The sequence below is a fragment of the Methylobacterium sp. C1 genome (assembly GCF_001854385.1).
GTDB lineage: Bacteria > Pseudomonadota > Alphaproteobacteria > Rhizobiales > Beijerinckiaceae > Methylobacterium > Methylobacterium radiotolerans.
The window spans coordinates 3,589,375-3,605,469 of the sequence record NZ_CP017640.1 but is presented as its reverse complement, the minus strand read 5'-3'; the positions used below and the strand labels follow the sequence as shown (position 1 = coordinate 3,605,469).

The following is a 16,095-nucleotide window of genomic DNA, read 5'->3' as shown; positions in this document are numbered from 1 at the left end:
GGTCAGGCGATCTCGGCCACCGCCGCCACGAGCCGCGCGATATCCCGCGGCCGCGACAGGCGGTGGTCGCCGTCGGCGATCAGCGTCAGCACCGTCCCCTCGGCCGGCAGGCGGTCGACTGTCTTCAAGGCGTGGGTGTAGGGGACGTCGGTGTCCCGCATGCCCTGGAGGATATGCACCGGGCAGGCCGGGTCCACCGGGCCGCCCAGCATGCAGTGACGGCGGCCGTCGTCGATGAGGGCCCGCGTGATCGGGTCCGGCTCCGGCGCGTAGTCGCTGGGCTTCCTGAGGACGCCGTCCCGGATCAGCATCGCGCGGGCCGCCGCGCTGAGACGGTTCCAGATCAGCTCCTCCGTGAAGTCCAGGGCCGGCGCGATCAGCACCAGCCCCGCCGTCGCCTGCCCGCGGGCAACACGGTCGCGGGCCGCCAGGCAGGCGATCCAGCCGCCCATCGACGAGCCGACGAGGACCGGTGCCTCCGTCACGTAGGCCGCGAGGACGGCCTGCGCGTCCTCGAGCCAGGACGAGATGGTGCAGTCCGTGAAGGTCCCACCCGAGGCGCCGTGCGCGGCGTAGTCGAACCGGATGAGCGTCCGGCCCGTCCGCGCCGCCCAGGCATCCAGGGCCGTCGCCTTGGTGGCGGTCATGTCGGAGCGAAACCCGCCGAGCCAGACCACGGGCGGCCCGCCGCCCGCGCGCACCCGCACGGCGATGCGGCGGGCCGCGTCGCCCGTGCCGACGGTGAGGAACTCGGGGGCGGTATCCGTCATCGATCTCTCCGATATCCCTGTCTGAACGTGGAAGAAGTCCGGTCCTGAACGGTTCGGCTTCAACTCTCGTTTACCGGACCGTAAAGCCCGGCGGCGATGCTGGATCAATGGCAGCGAGCATTTGGCAGATACCGGTCGGGGGCCTTCGCGTCCTCGCCGAGGGCCCGCGAACGGGCGACGGAACCCACGCCCTGTCGGGCTTCCCGGCGGAAGTCGGGGCGCTGGCGGGGGCACGCATCCTGCAGATCATCCCCGAACTCGACGCGGGGGGCGCGGAGCGCACCGCGGTCGATGTCGCGGGCGGCCTCGCCGCCGTGGGCGCTCGCGCCCTGGTGGCGACGGAGGGCGGACGTCTCGTCGGCGAGTTGCAAGCCAAGGGTGGGCACTGGCTGCGCTTCCCGGCCGCGTCGAAGAATCCGGCCTCGATGGCGGTGAACGTCCTGCGGCTGATGGCGCTCTGCCGCCGCGAGAAGGTGCAGATCATCCACGCTCGCTCCCGCGCGCCCGCCTGGGTCGCCCTCGGGGCGGCGCGCCGGCTCGGGCTGCCATTCGTGACCACCTATCACGGCAGCTATTCCGGCCGGACCGGCGTGAAGGTGCTCTACAACTCGGTGATGGCCCGCGGCGACGTGGTCATCGCGAACTCGCACTACACCGCGGACCTGATCCACCGGCTGCATGCCGAGCAGGCCGGCGACCGCGTGCGGGTCATCCACCGGGGCACGGACCTCGCGGTGTTCAACCCGGTGGCGGTCGGCGCCGCCCGGGTGGAGGCGCTGCGCCGGAGCTGGGGCGTCGCGCCCCACGAGCGCGTGATCCTGCTGGCCGCCCGCCTCACGGCCTGGAAGGGCCATCGCGTGCTGATCGAGGCCGCCGCGCAGATGCGCGACCGCGGCGTTCCCGACCTGGCCGTGGTGCTGGCGGGGGATCCGCAGGGCCGCGCCGCCTACGAGCGCGAGCTCGACGCGCTGATCGCCGCGCGCGGCCTCGGGGGCATCGTCCGCCGGGTCGGGCACTGCACCGACATGCCGGCGGCCTTCCGCGCGGCCTCGGTGGTGGCGGTGCCGTCCGTGGAGCCCGAGGCCTTCGGGCGCTCGGCCGTGGAGGCGCAGGCGCTCGGCGCCCCGGTGGTCGTCTCGGACCTCGGCGCCGTGCCGGAAACGGTGCTGGCACCGCCCGAGACCCCCGCGGGCCAGCGCACCGGATGGCGCGTGCCGCCCGGCGACGCGGCCGCGCTCGCCGCCGCCCTCACCGAGGCGCTCTCCCTCGGCGCGAGCGCCCGCGACGCCCTCGGGCGGCGGAGCCGCGCGCATGTCGAGGCGCACTTCTCCCTCGAGCGGATGGTCGGCGACACGCTGGCGGTCTATGCCGGGCTGCTCGGTCGGTCGGCCTGACGGCGGCACCGGTCCCGGCCTCGAATCGCGACGCGGCGGCCGAATATTTGCGCCGCCGCGCGGCTGGGCGGTTGACTCTGGGCGCTGTTCCACCAACGTTGTATGTCCGGATGAAACCGGGACGGCAGGCGGTCAGGAGATCCTCCTGGGGATCCGCCGTTTCGCCGTTGCAGCAGGAGACCTAAGCCATTCGTAGACCGATGAGAGCCATGCCGGCCCCGCAGAAGGACGGGCCGCGCGCGAACCGCGACATTCGCGGTGTGCGGGAAGTGCAGCTGATCGACGATACCGGGCAGAACCGCGGCGTCGTCCCCTTCTTCGACGCCCTGAACCTGGCCGAGGAAGTCGGTCTCGATCTCGTGGAGATCGCGCCGAATTCCGTGCCGCCCGTCTGCAAGCTGCTCGATTACGGGCGCTTCCGCTTCAACGAGCAGAAGAAGCAGAACGAGGCCCGCAAGCGGCAGAAGACCGTCGAGGTGAAGGAGATCAAGCTCCGTCCCGGCATCGACAAGCACGACTACGACACCAAGATGAAGTCGGTTCACCGCTTCTTCGAGGAGGGCGACAAGGTCAAGGTGACCCTGCGCTTCCGCGGTCGTGAGATGGCTCACCAGGATATCGGTCTGCGCCTCCTGGAGCGCGTGAAGAGCGAGACCGCCGAGATCGCCAAGGTCGAGAGCGAGCCGATGCTCGAAGGCCGGCAGATGATCATGATCCTCGCGCCGCGCTGAGCGGCCCGGATCCAGGGACGCGAGACTTGCGCCGCCTCCTCACAGGGGCGGCGTTGTCTTTTCAGCGCTTCCGATCGGCGCCGCCGCGGATTATGGGCAGGTTATGGCCCTCGCCCCCGACGAGATCGAACGCTACGCCCGCCACCTCGTCCTGGCCGAGGTCGGCGGTCCCGGTCAGGCCCGGATCAAGGCCGCCCGGATCCTCGTCGTCGGGGCGGGCGGGCTCGGCGCGCCGCTGATCCAGTACCTCGCCGCCGCGGGGATCGGCACGATCGGCCTCGTCGACGACGACACGGTCTCCCTGTCGAACCTGCAGCGGCAGGTGATCCACGGGACGCCGGATCTCGGCCGGCCGAAGGTCGAGAGCGCGGCCGACGCGGTGGCGCGCCTCAACCCGCACGTGACGGTCGTCCGGCACCCGTTCCGGATCGACGCGGGCAACGCCGTCGACCTCATCGCCGGCTACGACCTCGTGGCCGACGGATCCGACAACTTCGCCACGCGCTACGCGGTGTCGGACGCCTGCTTCCGGGCGGGGCGCCCGCTGGTGACGGCGGCGCTGGGCCGCTTCGACGGCACGCTGACCACGATCCGCGCGCACGAGACCGGGGCCGACGGGACTCCGAACCCGACCTATCGCTGCCTCTTCCCGAACCCGCCTCCGCCCGGCAGCGTGCCCGCCTGTGCGGAGGCCGGCGTGCTCGGCGCGCTCGCCGGCGTCATGGGCTCGCTGATGGCCATGGAGGTGATCCGCGCCGTGGCGGGCTTCGGCGAGCCGCTGGTCGGGCGCCTCCTCATGGTCGACGCCCGCGCGATGCGGTTCGAGACCCTGACCTACGGCTGGGATCCCGAGAACCCGCTCAGCGGCAGCGGCGCCTCAGCCGCCTAGCGGCTCCGGCGGCATCCACGGTCCCTCCGCCTCCGCCTTGCCGAGGCAGCACTTCTTGAACTTCTTCCCCGAGCCGCACGGGCAGGGGTCGTTGCGGCCGACATCCTTGAACGGGTTGCGCTGCGGCTCGCCCGCACCCTCCTCGGCCCAGTCGAGCGCTTCGACCGGATCGTCGAGGTAGCCGTACTGGTAGGGGCCGAGCCGGTCGCGGTCGTCCGGCTTGGTCTCCGCCTTGCGCAGGGCCTCCTTGAACCACCCGGCGTCGCTGACCTCGTCGGTGAGCCGTCCGTCGGCGCGGGCCGCGGCCGCGCGCGGCGCGAGGTCCCGGAAGCCGAGATGCGCGATCGTCTCTTCCCAGCCGACCCAGGCGGGACCGTCCTCCACGGCGGCCTGCGCGTCGTCGAACCGGACCAGCAGGTCGTGCATCGCCGTCCGGTCGATCCGCCCCTCCAGGGTCAGGAAGGTGCAGGCGCACATCAGCGCCATGCGCGCGTAATCGTCGACCGTGCTGTCCAGGATCAGCCGGAACAGCGGCTGCGGATCGCCGTCGAACAGGCTCGCCACGACACGGGCGAGGGTGGCCGTGACGGCATCGCCCAGCACGGCGTCGAGGGTCTCCTCGTCGTGCCGGAGCAGCCTGAGGAGCGGCGCCAGGGCGCGCGTGTCCCGGGCATGGGCCATGACGTGCAGGCCCCAGAACAGGAGGTTCGTCTCCTCCGGCGCCAGCTCGCGCCCGTCGGCGGCCGCCTCCAGCAGCGGCAGGGTCGCCTCCGCGACGGCGGCCGGGTAGTTGAGGGCCTCCCGCAGCGCCGCCTTCGGCCGGTACTCGGCCGCCGCGAGGTCGTCGATGAGCATCGCGATCCGGTCCATGGCGGCGCCTCAGGCCCGGAGGGTCGCGCCCGTCTTGCGGGAGACCTCGGCGACGATCCTGGCGCTCACCGCCTCGATCTCCGCGTCGGTCAGGGTCCGCTCGACGGGCTGGAGGCGCACCGCGATCGCCACCGACTTGGCGCCGTCCGGCACGCCCGGCCCCTCGTAGAGGTCGAACACGTCGACGCCGGTCACGAGCTTGCGCTCGGCGTTCTGGGCGGCCTTGACGATGTCGCCCGCCGGGACGTCGCGGCCGACCACGAAGGCGAAGTCCCGCGACAGCGGCTGGAATTCCGACAGCGCCAGGGCGGCCTTGGCCTTGGTCGGCTTGAGCTTGGGCAGGGGCAGGGCGTCGAGGACGATCTCGAAGGCGACGAGGGTCCCCTTCAGGTCCAGCGCCTGCAGCGTCCGCGGATGCACCTCGCCGAACCAGCCGATCTCGGTCTTCGGGCCGAAGCGCAGCGTGCCCGAGCGGCCGGGATGCAGCCAGGACGGGCCGCCCGCCGTGATCTGGAGGCCGCCCGTCGGCACGCCGAGGCTGCCGAGCAGGGCGAGGGCGTCCGCCTTGGCGTCGAAGGCGTCGACGGTCGCGGCCTTGCCGTCCCAGTGCCGCCCGGCGCCGGCCAGGGTCGCCCCGCCGCGGCGGACCGCCGCCGCGCGGATGGTCTGGCCCTCCGGCTCGTCCGAGGCGAAGCACTGGCCGACCTCGAACAGGGCGGCGTCCGGGTAGCCGCGGTCGGCGTTGCGCTGGGCCGCGCGCAGGAGGCCCGGCACCAGGCTCGGCCGCATGTCGGACAGCTCCGAGGCGATCGGGTTGGCCAGGATCAGGTCGGCGCCGCCGCCGCCGAACAGGACGGCGTCGTCGTGCGGGACAAACGACCACGTGACCGCCTCCATGAGGCCGCGGCTCGCCAGGGCGCGCTTGGCCAGGCGGGTCCGCTTCTGCATGACGGTGAGCAGAGGCCGGCCCATCCCGGCGAGGGGCGGCAGGGGCTCGGCCTCGATCCGGTCGAGCCCGGCGATGCGGACGACCTCCTCGACGAGGTCGGCCTTGCCCTCGACGTCGGGCCGCCAGGACGGCGGCCGCACTGTCACCCGGTCCCCGGCGCCGGAGACGTGGAAGCCCAGCGTCTCGAGGATCTGCTGCATCTCGGCGCGCGGGACGTCGAGGCCGGCGAGGCGGCGGACCTCGGTCCAGGGGAAGTCGATGACGTGCTCGGATTCGGGCGGCGCCCCGGCGACCCGCGCCTCGGTCGGCGTGCCGCCGCAGAGATCGACCACGAGCCGGGTCGCGAGGTCGAGGCCGGGGAGCGTGAAGGCCGGATCGACGCCCCGCTCGAAGCGGTAGCGCGCGTCGGTGATGATGCCGAGGCGGCGGCCCGACTGGGCGATGTTGGTCGGGTCCCACAGGGCCGACTCGATCAGCACGTCCGTGGTGCCGGCGTCGCAGCCCGACGCCTCGCCGCCCATGATGCCGGCGATGGATTCGACGCCGTTCGCGTCGGCGATCACCACCGTATCGTCGGTGAGGGCGTGGGTCCGGCCGTCCAGGGCGCGCAGGCTCTCGCCCTCCCGCGCCCGCCGGACGGTCAGCGCGCCGGCGACCTTGGCGGCGTCGAAGACATGGAGCGGCCGGCCGCGGTCGAACGTGACGTAGTTGGTGATGTCGACGAGGCTGTTGATCGGCCGCAGGCCGATAGCGCGCAGGCGCGCCTGCATCCAGGCCGGCGACGGGCCGTTCCTGACGCCGCGCACCAGCCGCAGGGCGAACAGCGGGGCGAGGTGGCGGTCGGCCGGATCGAGGGCCAGCGCGACCTCGACCGGGCAGGGGCCCTCGCCGCGCACGCCCGGCAGGGTCTCGCGCTTGAGCGTGCCGATGCCGGCGGCGGCGAGGTCGCGGGCGATGCCGTGGACCGAGGCGCAGTCCGGCCGGTTCGGCGTCAGGTTGATCTCGATGACCGGATCGTCGAGCCCGGCATAGAGCGCGTAGGCCTGTCCGACCGGCGCGTCAGTCGGGAGCTCCATGATGCCGTCGTGGTCGTCGCCGAGGCCGAGCTCGGCGCCCGAGCACAGCATCCCGCGGCTCTCGACGCCGCGGATCGTGCCCACCGACAGGGTGATGTTCTTGCCCGGGACGTAGGTGCCCGGCGGCGCGAAGACCGAGACGAGGTCGGCCCGGGCGTTCGGGGCGCCGCAGACCACCTGCACAGGCGCGCCCGCGCCGGTATCGACGGTGCAGACCCGGAGCCGGTCGGCGTTCGGGTGCTGCTCGGCCTTCAGGATCCGGGCGATCACGTAGGGCTTGAGCGCGGCGGCCTTGTCCTCGATGCCCTCCACCTCCAGGCCGATCCGCGTGAGCGTCTCGGCGACGGTGTCGAGGGAAGCCTCGGTGTCGAGGTGGTCCTTGAGCCAGGCGAGGGTGAATTTCATGATGGACCTTCGAGAGCCCGGTATCGGCTCGACCGTCGGAGGAACAGGATCGCGGGGCCGTCACCGGGGCCGGAGGGCCGCGGCTCGGCCGGGGCGGCTCAGGCCGTGAGGCCGCCCACGAGGCTCGGCACGTCGAGCGGGCGGAAGCCGTAATGGTCGAGCCAGCGGACGTCGGCCTCGAAGAACGGCCGCAGGTCCGGCATGCCGTATTTGAGCATGGCGATTCGGTCGATCCCGACGCCGAAGGCGAAGCCCTGCACGGCGTCCGGGTCGAGCCCGCAATTGCGCAGCACGTTCGGGTGGACCATCCCGCAGCCCAGGATCTCCAGCCAGTCGTCGCCCTCGCCGAAGCGGATCTCGCCGCCCTTGCGCGAGCACTGGATGTCGACCTCCGCGGAGGGCTCGGTGAAGGGGAAGAAGGACGGGCGGAAGCGCATCTTCACGCCGTCCACCTCGAAGAACGCCTTGCAGAACTCCTCCAGCACCCATTTCAGGTTGGCGATGTTGGCGCTCGTGTCGATCACCAGCCCCTCGACCTGATGGAACATCGGCGTGTGGGTCTGGTCGGAATCGTGCCGGTAGGTCCGGCCCGGGATGATCACGCGGATCGGCGGCGTCTGCGCCCGCATGGTCCGCACCTGCACGGGCGAGGTGTGGGTGCGCAGCACCTTGCGCTTCCCGTCGCGGTCCGGCGCCAGGAAGAAGGTGTCGTGCATCTCGCGGGCCGGGTGGCCGGGCGGAAAGTTGAGCGCCGTGAAGTTCAGCTCGTCCGTCTCGATGTCCGGACCCTCGGCGACCGCGAAGCCCATGTCGGCGAAGATCGCGGTGATCTCGTCGATCACCTGGGAGATCGGGTGGATCCGGCCGCGCACCTCGGGGGCCTCGCGGACCGGCAGGGTCACGTCGACCCGCTCGGAGGCGAGCCGGGCCTCCAGGGCGGCCTCAGCCAGCTCGGTCTTGCGCGCGGTGACGGCGCCCTGGACCCGGTCGCGCAGGCCGTTGATCAGGGGCCCGCGCTCCTTCCGCTCCTCCGGCGTCATCGCGCCGAGCGTCTTCAGCAGGTCCGAGACGCTGCCCTTCTTGCCCAACGCGGCGACGCGGACCGCGTCGAGGGCCGCCTCGTCGGACGCCGCGCCCACCTGGGCCAGGAGATCGCGTTCGAGGGTGTCGAGATCGGTCATCGCTGTCTTCGAGCAGGGTTGGCGGAGTCGGCCGTCGGGCCGTGCTCTCGCGCGTTGCGGGCGCCGGCGCAAGCGCGGGGCGCGGGACCTCGTAAACGACGAAGGCGCGGCTCCTCAGGGGAACCGCGCCTTCCGTCCGTCTCGCCTCAGGCCTGGATCAGGCGGCCTTGGCGGTGTTCTGCGGCAGCGCGGCCTTCGCCTTCTCGACGACGGCGGCGAAGCTCGCCGGCTCGTGGATCGCCAGCTCCGACAGCGCCTTGCGGTCGACGACGATGCCGGACTTGGCCAGGCCGTCGATGAAGCGCGAGTAGGTCAGGCCGTGCTCGCGGACCGCCGCGTTGAGGCGCTGGATCCAGAGGGCGCGGAACGTGCGCTTCTTGTTCTTGCGGTCGCGGTAGGCATACTGCATGCCCTTCTCGACCGCCTGCTTGGCGATGCGGATCGTATTCTTGCGCCGGCCGTAGTAGCCCTTGGCGGCCTTCAGAACCTTCTTGTGCTTCGCGTGACTGGTCACGCCGCGCTTGACGCGGGCCATCGGTTATCTCCTGGATTCGACGAAAGACAGTGGCAACGGGTGTTGAAGGACTTACCGCGCGTTCGGCAGGAAGTACTTCTTCACGTTGGCGGCATCGCCCTCGAACAGGGTCGTGGTGCCGCGCAGGTTGCGGATCTGCTTGGTCGTCCGCTTGATCATCCCGTGGCGCTTGCCGGCCTGGGCGTACATCACCTTGCCGGTGCCGGTGATCTTGAAGCGCTTCTTCGCGCCCGATTTCGTCTTCAACTTGGGCATTTGGCTCTCCGTTGCGCGAAATGATCTCGGACCGATCCGGGAGGATCGGATGAGGTTCGCGCGCTGATGCTTCTGGTGGAGCAGCACGAGCCGCCACGGCAGCCCTATCGGCCGGGCGGTTCGACGCGGGGCGGCTTATGACAGAAAGCTGACGCGGCGGCAACGCCCGCGGATCGGAGCACGAGATCGAGATCAGACGGAACGCGTCGCCGGGCTTCGGCGTATCGAGCCCGGAGACCGAGCTTCTCTGCAGGACACCCGCTCCGGCGAATCGGCGACGGCGGGGCAGCGGCCGTTTCACCCGTGCTGATTCGGGGGAATTCGGGGACGGCTTGCGCGCCGCACAAAACGGCGGGGGACAGCAGGTGCGCCAGGAACCATAACCTTAGCCGTCGGTTTCATTCATGTCCCGCTCAGGCCGGCAGGGTTAGACCCCCCGTCAAATTGGCCAACCAGGAGACACTTCGTGCGCATTGCCCAGATCGCTCCGTTGTCGGAGGCCGTCCCTCCGAAGTTCTACGGCGGCACCGAGCGCGTCGTCAGCTGGATTACAGAGGAACTGGTTCGCCAGGGCCACGAAGTCACGCTGTTCGCGAGCGGTGACTCCGAGACGACTGCCAAGCTCGCGGCCTGCACGCCCGAGGGCCTGCGCCTTCTCGGCTACCGGGATCACACGGCCAGCCACCTGGCGATGCTGCATCAGGTGCACCGCCGCGCGCACGAGTTCGACATCCTGCACTTCCACATCGACCTGCTTCAGTACCCGATGTTCGAGGATCTGAACCACAAGTGCATCACCACGATGCACGGTCGCCTCGACGTGCCGGACTTCATGCCGGTCTACCGCACCTTCACGGGCATGCCGCTGGTCTCGATCTCCGACAACCAGCGCCTGCCCATGCCGCCGACCTCCAACTGGCTGGCGACGATCCATCACGGCCTGCCGGCCGAGAACTGCCCGTACTACCCGGAGGCCAAGGGCGGCTACCTCGCCTTCCTCGGCCGGATCTCGCCCGAGAAGCGGCCCGACCGCGCGATCGAGATGGCGATCCGCTCCGGCACGCCCCTCAAGATCGCCGCCAAGGTCGACAAGGCCGATCAGGATTACTGGGACGAGGTCATCGAGCCGATGATCCACCACCCGCTGATCGAGTACATCGGCGAGATCAACGAGGAGCAGAAGAAGGACTTCCTCGGCAACGCCCTGGCTCTCGCCTTCCCGATCGACTGGCCGGAGCCCTTCGGCCTCGTGATGATCGAGGCGATGTCGGCCGGCACCCCGGTGATCGCGTTCCGGAACGGCTCCGTGCCGGAGGTCATCAAGGACGGCGTCGGCGGCGTGCTCTGCGATAACATGGACGACGCCGTGGCCGCTGTCGCCAAGGTGAAGGCGATGAGCCGCGCCGGCGTGCGCCGCCACTTTGAGAGCGCCTTCACCGCCGAGTGCATGGTCAAGAAGTACGTGGCCGCCTACGAGGAGCTGCTCGCCCACGGCGCGGACGTGATCAAGCTGCCGAAGTCCGGGTTCATGCCGCAGTACGGCGAGGTCAACGGTTCCGCGCGGCCGGCGATCCCGGTCGCCGCCATGCCGGCCTGAAAACCGGCACCGGGCTTGCGAGGCGGGTCCGGCTCGGCCTAGCGTCTTAAAGGCGACTCATCCGTAGGGTGAACAAGGGCTGCTGCATCGAAGGGATGCAGCAGCCCTCTCGATTCGCACCCCTCACTTGCACCCGGAGATGCCCTGCATGGCGGCGGACAACACGGCAGCGGCCCACGATGCGAAGGCCCGGACCGCGGCGAGCGCCGGAAGCGTGGCGCACGGATTCCAAGACGCGGACGACGTCCTCCCGACCTACCACATCGAGGCGCAGACCTCCCTGGTCGAGCGGCCGCTGCGCTCGCTGAAGTTCGGCGAGGCCTTCGGCGTCCTCGATTCCTACGGCGACATCGGCGTCCAGCCCGGGCCGGAAGGCCTCTATTTCCAAGACACGCGCTACCTCTCGCGCCTGGAGGTGACGGTCGAGGGCCAGCGCCCGCTGATGCTCTCCTCAGTGATGCAGGACGATAACGGCGCGCTCAGCGTCGACATGACGACGCCCGACATCCGCATCGACGCCCACGACGAGACCTCGATCCCCCGCGAGACGATCGCGATCGAGCGCACCAAGTTCCTGTTCCGCGGCGCTTGCTACGACCGGATCGGCCTGCGCTCGTACGATTCGAAGCACCGGCGCCTGCGCATCGCCGTCACCTTCGACGCAGATTTCCGCGACCTCTTCGAGGTCCGCGGGACCGACCGTCAGGAGCGCGGCAAGCGCGGCGTCCTGGTGGCGAGCGACCGCGAGGTGCAGTTCCGCTACGTCGGCCTGGACGAGATCGTCCGGACGACGTCCCTGCATTTCGGCCCGAAGCCCGATTCGATCGAGCCCGGCAAGGTGGCGTTCGACGTGTCACTCCCGCCGGGCGGCCGGACCTCCCTTTTCATCCGGGTGACCTTCGAGGCGCACCGGGCCTTCACCAAGCCGCCGACCGACACGATGGTCGGCGAGGACGCGGCCGCCCGGCTCACGCTGGCGGCCAATGCCGGCGGCGCCCGGCGCGAGCCGAAGGATCTCGGTGAGGGGACGATCTTCGCGCGCGCCTACCGCGATTCGCGGCGCGACCTGCGCGCGCTGACCGCCGGCATCACCACAATCATCTCGTCGAACGACCAGTTCAACGAGGGCCTGTGCCGGGCAACCGCCGACCTCTACATGCTCGCGAGCCGCACCCCGGAGGGCATCTACCCGTTCGCCGGCATCCCCTGGTACTCCACGGTGTTCGGGCGCGACGGCATCATCACCGCGATGATGGCCCTGTGGATCGACCCGAAATTCGCCCGGGGGGTCCTGCGCTACCTCGCCTCGACGCAGGCCAAGGCGGTCGATCCGGCCGCCGACGCCCAGCCCGGCAAGGTCCTGCACGAGACCCGCCGCGGCGAGATGGCGATGCTCGGCGAGGTGCCGTTCCGGCACTATTACGGCACCATCGACGGCACGCCGCTCTTCGTGATGCTGGCCTGGGAGTACTACGCGGTCACGGGCGACCTCGAGACCGTGCGGGCGATCTGGCCGGCCCTCGAACTGGCGCTCGAATGGATGGACCGCTACGGCGACCGCGACGGTGATGGGTTCGTCGAGTACGCCCGCGACACCGACAAGGGCCTCGAGAACCAGGGCTGGAAGGACAGCCACGACTCGATCTTCCACGCCGACGGCCACCTGGCCAAGGGCCCGATCGCTCTCTGCGAGGTACAGGGCTACGTCTACGCGGCCAAGAACGGCATGGCGAAGCTCGCGGCGCTCCTCGGCCACGACCCGATGGCCCAGCGGCTCACCCAGGAGGCCGCGAGCCTGCGCGAGCGGTTCGACGCGGCTTTCTGGAACGAGGAGATCGGCACCTACGCGCTGGCGCTCGACGGCGCGAAGAAGCAGTGCGCGGTCCGCTCCTCCAATGCCGGCCACGCCCTGTTCACCGGCATCGCCAAGCCGGAGCGGGCGGCGCGGGTCGCCGAGACGCTGCTGTGCAAGGACGGCTTCAACGGCTGGGGCGTGCGCACGATCGCCAAGGGCGAGGCGCGCTACAACCCGATGTCCTACCACAACGGCTCGATCTGGCCGCACGACAACGCGCTGATCGCGATGGGTCTCGCGCGCTACGACCGCAAGCACGAGGCCGCGCGCATCTTCCAGGGGATGTTCGACACCTCGCTCTACCAGGACCAGAAGCGGCTGCCGGAGCTGTTCTGCGGCTTCATGCGCCGCAAGCAGCGCGGCCCGGTCTCGTACCCGGTCGCCTGCAGCCCGCAGGCCTGGGCGGCGGCGGCGCCGTTCGCGTTCCTGGCGGCCTGCCTCGGCCTCGAACTGGACCACGAGCGCAACCGCGTCCGGCTCAAGAACCCGATCCTGCCGGGCTTCCTCGACGGGGTGACGCTCTACAACGTGAAGCTCGGCGGCTCGCGCCTGGACATCCGCTTCCAGCGCTACGACGACGACGTCACCGTCTCGGTGCAGCGCCGCCACGGCGACGTGCAGGTCGTGGTCACCAAGTAGGGCCCGGGTCGGGAGTTCCGGGGCGGCCCGCTTCGGGTTAAGCGGGCCGCGCGGCACCTCGCGCCGCCGAGGACGGGTTCATGCCGGCTGACCATCACGCCCCCGACGCGGCCCTGCGCCTCGCGCAGGACCTGATCCGCTGCCCGTCCGTGACACCGGAAGATCGGGGCGCCCTCGACGTGGTCGCCGACGCGCTCCGGCCGGCCGGCTTCGCGATCGAGCGGCCGGTCTTCGCGGAGCCCGGCTATCCCGATACGCCGAACCTCTACGCCCGCATCGGGCAGAACGGTCCGTGCCTCGTCTTTGCCGGCCACACCGACGTCGTGCCGGAGGGCGAGGGCGCCTGGCGCCACGATCCCTTCGCGGGCGCCGTGGCCGACGGGATGCTGTACGGCCGGGGCGCGGCCGACATGAAGGGCGGCGTCGCCTGCATGCTCGCGGCGACCCTCGCCTTCCTCGACCGGCGCGGGGCCGATTTCGGCGGCTCCATCGCGTTCCTGATCACCGGCGACGAGGAGGGACCCGCGGTCAACGGCACCGTGAAGCTCCTCGACTGGGCGCGGCGCCGGGGCGAGCGGTTCGACCACTGCGTCCTCGGGGAGCCGACCAACCCAGGCCGGCTCGGCGAGATGATCAAGATCGGCCGGCGCGGGTCGCTGACCGGCAAGCTCACTGTGCTCGGACGGCAGGGCCACGTCGCCTACCCGCACAAGGCCGAGAACCCGATTCCCGGCCTGCTGCGCCTCGCCTCGGCGCTGATCGCCGAGCCTCTGGATCGTGGGACCGCGCATTTCGACGCCTCGAACCTCGAATTCACCACGGTCGACGTCGGCAATCCAGCCACCAACGTGATCCCGTCGACCGCCCGGGCAACCTTCAACGTCCGCTTCAACGACGACTGGACGGCCGAGAGCCTGGGCGCCGAGATCCGCCGGCGCCTGGAGCAGGCGGCCGGGAACGCGGTCCGCTTCACCCTCGACCTCCAGCCCTCGAACGCGCCGGCCTTCCTGACGCGGCCGGACGCCTTCGTGACGCTCGTCGCCGAGGCGATCCGGGCCGAGACCGGTCTGACGCCGACGCTCTCCACCACCGGCGGCACGTCGGACGCGCGCTTCATCAAGGATGCCTGCCCGGTGATCGAGTTCGGCCTCGTCGGCGAGACGATGCACCAGGTCGACGAATGCGTGGCGGTCGCCGACCTCGAGCGGCTGACCGCGATCTACGGGCGCGTGCTCGACGCCTATTTCCCGGGATCGTAGTCGACGCCCACGAAGGTCAGCCCCGCGGCCGGGGCCAGCGGCCCGCAGCGGCTTTTGTCGCCCGAGGCGAGGATCTCGGCCACGTCGTCCGCGGCGAGGCGACGGCAGCCGGCGAGCATCAGCGTGCCGACCATCGCCCGCACCTGATGGTGCAGGAAGGAGCGCGCCGCGGTCGCCACCACGATCTCGTCGTGGAGCGCCATCGGCGCGCGGGCGACGTCGAGCTGCTCCAGCGTGCGGATCGGGCTGTTCGCCTGGCATTCAGCGGCCCGGAAGGCCGAGAAGTCGTGGCGGCCGACGAGGCGCTGGGCGGCGTCGTGCATCAGGTCCGCGTCGAGGGGCCACGGCACGTGCCAGACATGGGCCCGCGTCAGCGCCGCGGGGCTGCGCCGGTTGAGGATGCGGTAGCGATAGTGCCGGCGGATCGCCGAGTGGCGGGCGTCGAAGCTGTCCGGCACGGTCTCGGCGGACAGGATCGCCACCGGCTGCGGCCGCAGATGGGCGTTCAGGGCGTCCCGGACCGTGTCGGTCCGCCAGTCCTTGGCGAGGTCGAGATGGGCGACCTGATGGATCGCGTGCACGCCGGCATCGGTCCGGCCCGCGCAGGTGAGCCGGACATTCTCGCCGGAGAAGCGCGTGACGGCCGCCTCGATCGCGCCCTGAACCGTGGGATCGTCGGCCTGCCGCTGCCAGCCGCAGAAGGGGCCGCCGTCGTACTCGATGACGAGCTTGTAGCGGGGCATCAGCCGAGGCGGGCGCCGGGCGTCAGCCGGGCGCCGCGGACGAACTCGGCCCCCGTCGCGCTGCCGCCCTTGCCGGCGCGGCGCAGCTCCATGAGGCGCACCGCGCCGCTGCCGCAGGCGACTGTGCCCTCGGTATCGCGCAGCGTGCCCGGCGCGCCCGCGCCCGAACCTGCGCTCTCGGCGAGGGCGGCGCGCAGCACTTTCACCCGCTCGGGTCCCTTGCCGAGATCGATCTCGCAGAACGCTCCGGGGAAGGGCGACAGCCCGTTGATCCGGTTCGCGACCTCAGCCGCCGGTCGGGACCAGTCGATCCGCGCCTCGTCGTTGGTAATCTTGTGCGCGTAGACGACGCCGTCCTCCGGCTGCGGCGTGAAGGTCAGCGTGCCCGCGTCGAGCGCCGCGAGGGCCCGCGCCATCAGGTCGGCGCCGAGCGGCATCAGGGCGTCGTGCAGCGCGCCCGCCGTCATGCCCGGCGCGATCGGCAGCCGGGCCTCCAGCGCCACCGGGCCGGTGTCGAGGCCCGCCTCCATCCGCATCACGCCGACGCCGCTCTCGGCATCGCCCGCCATCACGGCGCGCTGGATCGGCGCCGCCCCGCGCCAGCGCGGCAGCAGGGAGCCGTGCAGGTTGAGGCAGCCGTGCTTCGGCGCGTCGAGGATCGCCTGCGGCAGCAGCATCCCGTAGGCCACCACCACGGCGACGTCGGCCCGGTGCGCCGCGAAGGTCTCGGCGGCTTCGGGCGTGCGGAGCGTCGCGGGTGTCAGGACCGGAGCGCCGAGCGTGTCGGCCAGCGCGTGGACCGGCGAGGGGCGCAGGCTCATGCCGCGGCCGGCCCGGGCGGGCGCGCGGGTATAGACCGCCGCGATGTCGTGCCCGTCCTGCGCGAGCCGGGCGAGCGTCGGCACCGCGAAGTCCGGCGTGCCCATGAAGACGACGCGCATGGCCGG

14 protein-coding genes are annotated in these 16,095 nt (G+C 71.3%); 6 read left to right on the top strand and 8 right to left on the bottom strand.

The window, feature by feature from the left end; translation table 11 throughout:
* Nucleotides 1-2 precede the first annotated feature (2 nt).
* Nucleotides 3-770 (bottom strand): alpha/beta hydrolase, encoded by a 768-nt coding sequence (locus BKE41_RS16740; RefSeq protein WP_029357740.1) that lies wholly within the window; start codon nt 768-770, stop codon nt 3-5.
* A 107-nt stretch (nt 771-877) separates the two neighbouring features.
* On the opposite strand from BKE41_RS16740, the gene BKE41_RS16735 reads away from it, so the two are divergent.
* The 3 genes from BKE41_RS16735 to moeB all read left to right on the top strand — a co-directional run bounded on the left by BKE41_RS16735 (nt 878) and on the right by moeB (nt 3,784).
* On the top strand, nt 878-2,164 hold the full coding sequence (locus BKE41_RS16735) for a glycosyltransferase family 4 protein (protein WP_012320105.1): 1,287 nt from the start codon (nt 878-880) through the stop codon (nt 2,162-2,164).
* A 209-nt stretch (nt 2,165-2,373) separates the two neighbouring features.
* Entirely contained in the window at nt 2,374-2,895 is a 522-nt protein-coding gene (gene infC / locus BKE41_RS16730; RefSeq protein WP_012320104.1) for a translation initiation factor IF-3, read from the top strand.
* A 103-nt stretch (nt 2,896-2,998) separates the two neighbouring features.
* Nucleotides 2,999-3,784 carry a molybdopterin-synthase adenylyltransferase MoeB gene (gene moeB, locus BKE41_RS16725; protein ID WP_012320103.1) on the top strand — a complete coding sequence of 262 codons (786 nt, stop codon included), beginning with the start codon at nt 2,999-3,001 and terminating at the stop codon, nt 3,782-3,784.
* Here moeB and BKE41_RS16720 read toward each other — a convergent pair.
* From BKE41_RS16720 to rpmI, 5 genes are all read right to left on the bottom strand, one after another.
* Nucleotides 3,773-4,654 (bottom strand): DUF1186 domain-containing protein, encoded by an 882-nt coding sequence (locus BKE41_RS16720; RefSeq protein ID WP_070999856.1) that lies wholly within the window; start codon nt 4,652-4,654, stop codon nt 3,773-3,775. The two genes, moeB and BKE41_RS16720, sit on opposite strands and share 12 nt — an antisense overlap.
* A gap of 9 nt (nt 4,655-4,663) precedes the next feature.
* Complete coding sequence (pheT, locus tag BKE41_RS16715; RefSeq protein WP_070999855.1) at nt 4,664-7,084, bottom strand: phenylalanine--tRNA ligase subunit beta; 2,421 nt, start codon at nt 7,082-7,084, stop codon at nt 4,664-4,666.
* A 98-nt stretch (nt 7,085-7,182) separates the two neighbouring features.
* Nucleotides 7,183-8,265 (bottom strand): phenylalanine--tRNA ligase subunit alpha, encoded by a 1,083-nt coding sequence (gene pheS / locus BKE41_RS16710; RefSeq protein ID WP_043074041.1) that lies wholly within the window; start codon nt 8,263-8,265, stop codon nt 7,183-7,185.
* A 157-nt stretch (nt 8,266-8,422) separates the two neighbouring features.
* A complete protein-coding gene (gene rplT / locus BKE41_RS16705) occupies nt 8,423-8,800 on the bottom strand; it encodes a 50S ribosomal protein L20 (protein ID WP_012320099.1) in 378 nt (125 codons plus the stop codon).
* A 51-nt stretch (nt 8,801-8,851) separates the two neighbouring features.
* Nucleotides 8,852-9,055 (bottom strand): 50S ribosomal protein L35, encoded by a 204-nt coding sequence (rpmI, locus tag BKE41_RS16700; protein WP_007561407.1) that lies wholly within the window; start codon nt 9,053-9,055, stop codon nt 8,852-8,854.
* Nucleotides 9,056-9,521: 466 nt separating this feature from the next.
* On the opposite strand from rpmI, the gene BKE41_RS16695 reads away from it, so the two are divergent.
* The 3 genes from BKE41_RS16695 (at nt 9,522) to dapE (ending at nt 14,405) form a co-directional block, all read left to right on the top strand.
* Nucleotides 9,522-10,652, top strand: coding sequence for a glycosyltransferase family 4 protein (locus BKE41_RS16695; RefSeq protein ID WP_070999854.1), 1,131 nt, complete (start codon nt 9,522-9,524; stop codon nt 10,650-10,652).
* A gap of 148 nt (nt 10,653-10,800) precedes the next feature.
* Entirely contained in the window at nt 10,801-13,146 is a 2,346-nt protein-coding gene (locus BKE41_RS16690) for an amylo-alpha-1,6-glucosidase (protein WP_070999853.1), read from the top strand.
* 80 nt (nt 13,147-13,226) lie between these two features.
* Nucleotides 13,227-14,405 carry a succinyl-diaminopimelate desuccinylase gene (gene dapE / locus BKE41_RS16685; protein ID WP_012320096.1) on the top strand — a complete coding sequence of 393 codons (1,179 nt, stop codon included), beginning with the start codon at nt 13,227-13,229 and terminating at the stop codon, nt 14,403-14,405.
* On the opposite strand, the gene truA is transcribed toward dapE, so the two are convergent.
* The gene (gene truA, locus BKE41_RS16680; protein ID WP_024829498.1) at nt 14,387-15,148 is read right to left on the bottom strand and encodes a tRNA pseudouridine(38-40) synthase TruA; all 762 of its coding nucleotides are present in this window, start codon (nt 15,146-15,148) and stop codon (nt 14,387-14,389) included. The two genes, dapE and truA, sit on opposite strands and share 19 nt — an antisense overlap.
* Entirely contained in the window at nt 15,148-16,089 is a 942-nt protein-coding gene (gene fmt / locus BKE41_RS16675; protein WP_053621077.1) for a methionyl-tRNA formyltransferase, read from the bottom strand. Before fmt ends, truA begins: the two co-directional genes overlap by 1 nt.
* Nucleotides 16,090-16,095 lie beyond the last annotated feature (6 nt).

Excerpts from the sequence above, each read along its gene's own strand:
- infC (WP_012320104.1), top strand. The coding sequence starts at position 2,374 with ATGCCGGCCCCGCAGAAGGACGGGCCGCGCGCGAACCGCGACATTCGC.
- BKE41_RS16720 (WP_070999856.1), bottom strand. The coding sequence starts at position 4,654 with ATGGACCGGATCGCGATGCTCATCGACGACCTCGCGGCGGCCGAGTAC.
- pheS (WP_043074041.1), bottom strand. The coding sequence starts at position 8,265 with ATGACCGATCTCGACACCCTCGAACGCGATCTCCTGGCCCAGGTGGGC.
- BKE41_RS16690 (WP_070999853.1), top strand. The coding sequence starts at position 10,801 with ATGGCGGCGGACAACACGGCAGCGGCCCACGATGCGAAGGCCCGGACC.
- BKE41_RS16740 (WP_029357740.1), bottom strand. The coding sequence starts at position 770 with ATGACGGATACCGCCCCCGAGTTCCTCACCGTCGGCACGGGCGACGCG.
- rplT (WP_012320099.1), bottom strand. The coding sequence starts at position 8,800 with ATGGCCCGCGTCAAGCGCGGCGTGACCAGTCACGCGAAGCACAAGAAG.
- rpmI (WP_007561407.1), bottom strand. The coding sequence starts at position 9,055 with ATGCCCAAGTTGAAGACGAAATCGGGCGCGAAGAAGCGCTTCAAGATC.
- fmt (WP_053621077.1), bottom strand. The coding sequence starts at position 16,089 with ATGCGCGTCGTCTTCATGGGCACGCCGGACTTCGCGGTGCCGACGCTC.
- moeB (WP_012320103.1), top strand. The coding sequence starts at position 2,999 with ATGGCCCTCGCCCCCGACGAGATCGAACGCTACGCCCGCCACCTCGTC.
- dapE (WP_012320096.1), top strand. The coding sequence starts at position 13,227 with ATGCCGGCTGACCATCACGCCCCCGACGCGGCCCTGCGCCTCGCGCAG.
- BKE41_RS16735 (WP_012320105.1), top strand. The coding sequence starts at position 878 with ATGGCAGCGAGCATTTGGCAGATACCGGTCGGGGGCCTTCGCGTCCTC.
- truA (WP_024829498.1), bottom strand. The coding sequence starts at position 15,148 with ATGCCCCGCTACAAGCTCGTCATCGAGTACGACGGCGGCCCCTTCTGC.
- pheT (WP_070999855.1), bottom strand. The coding sequence starts at position 7,084 with ATGAAATTCACCCTCGCCTGGCTCAAGGACCACCTCGACACCGAGGCT.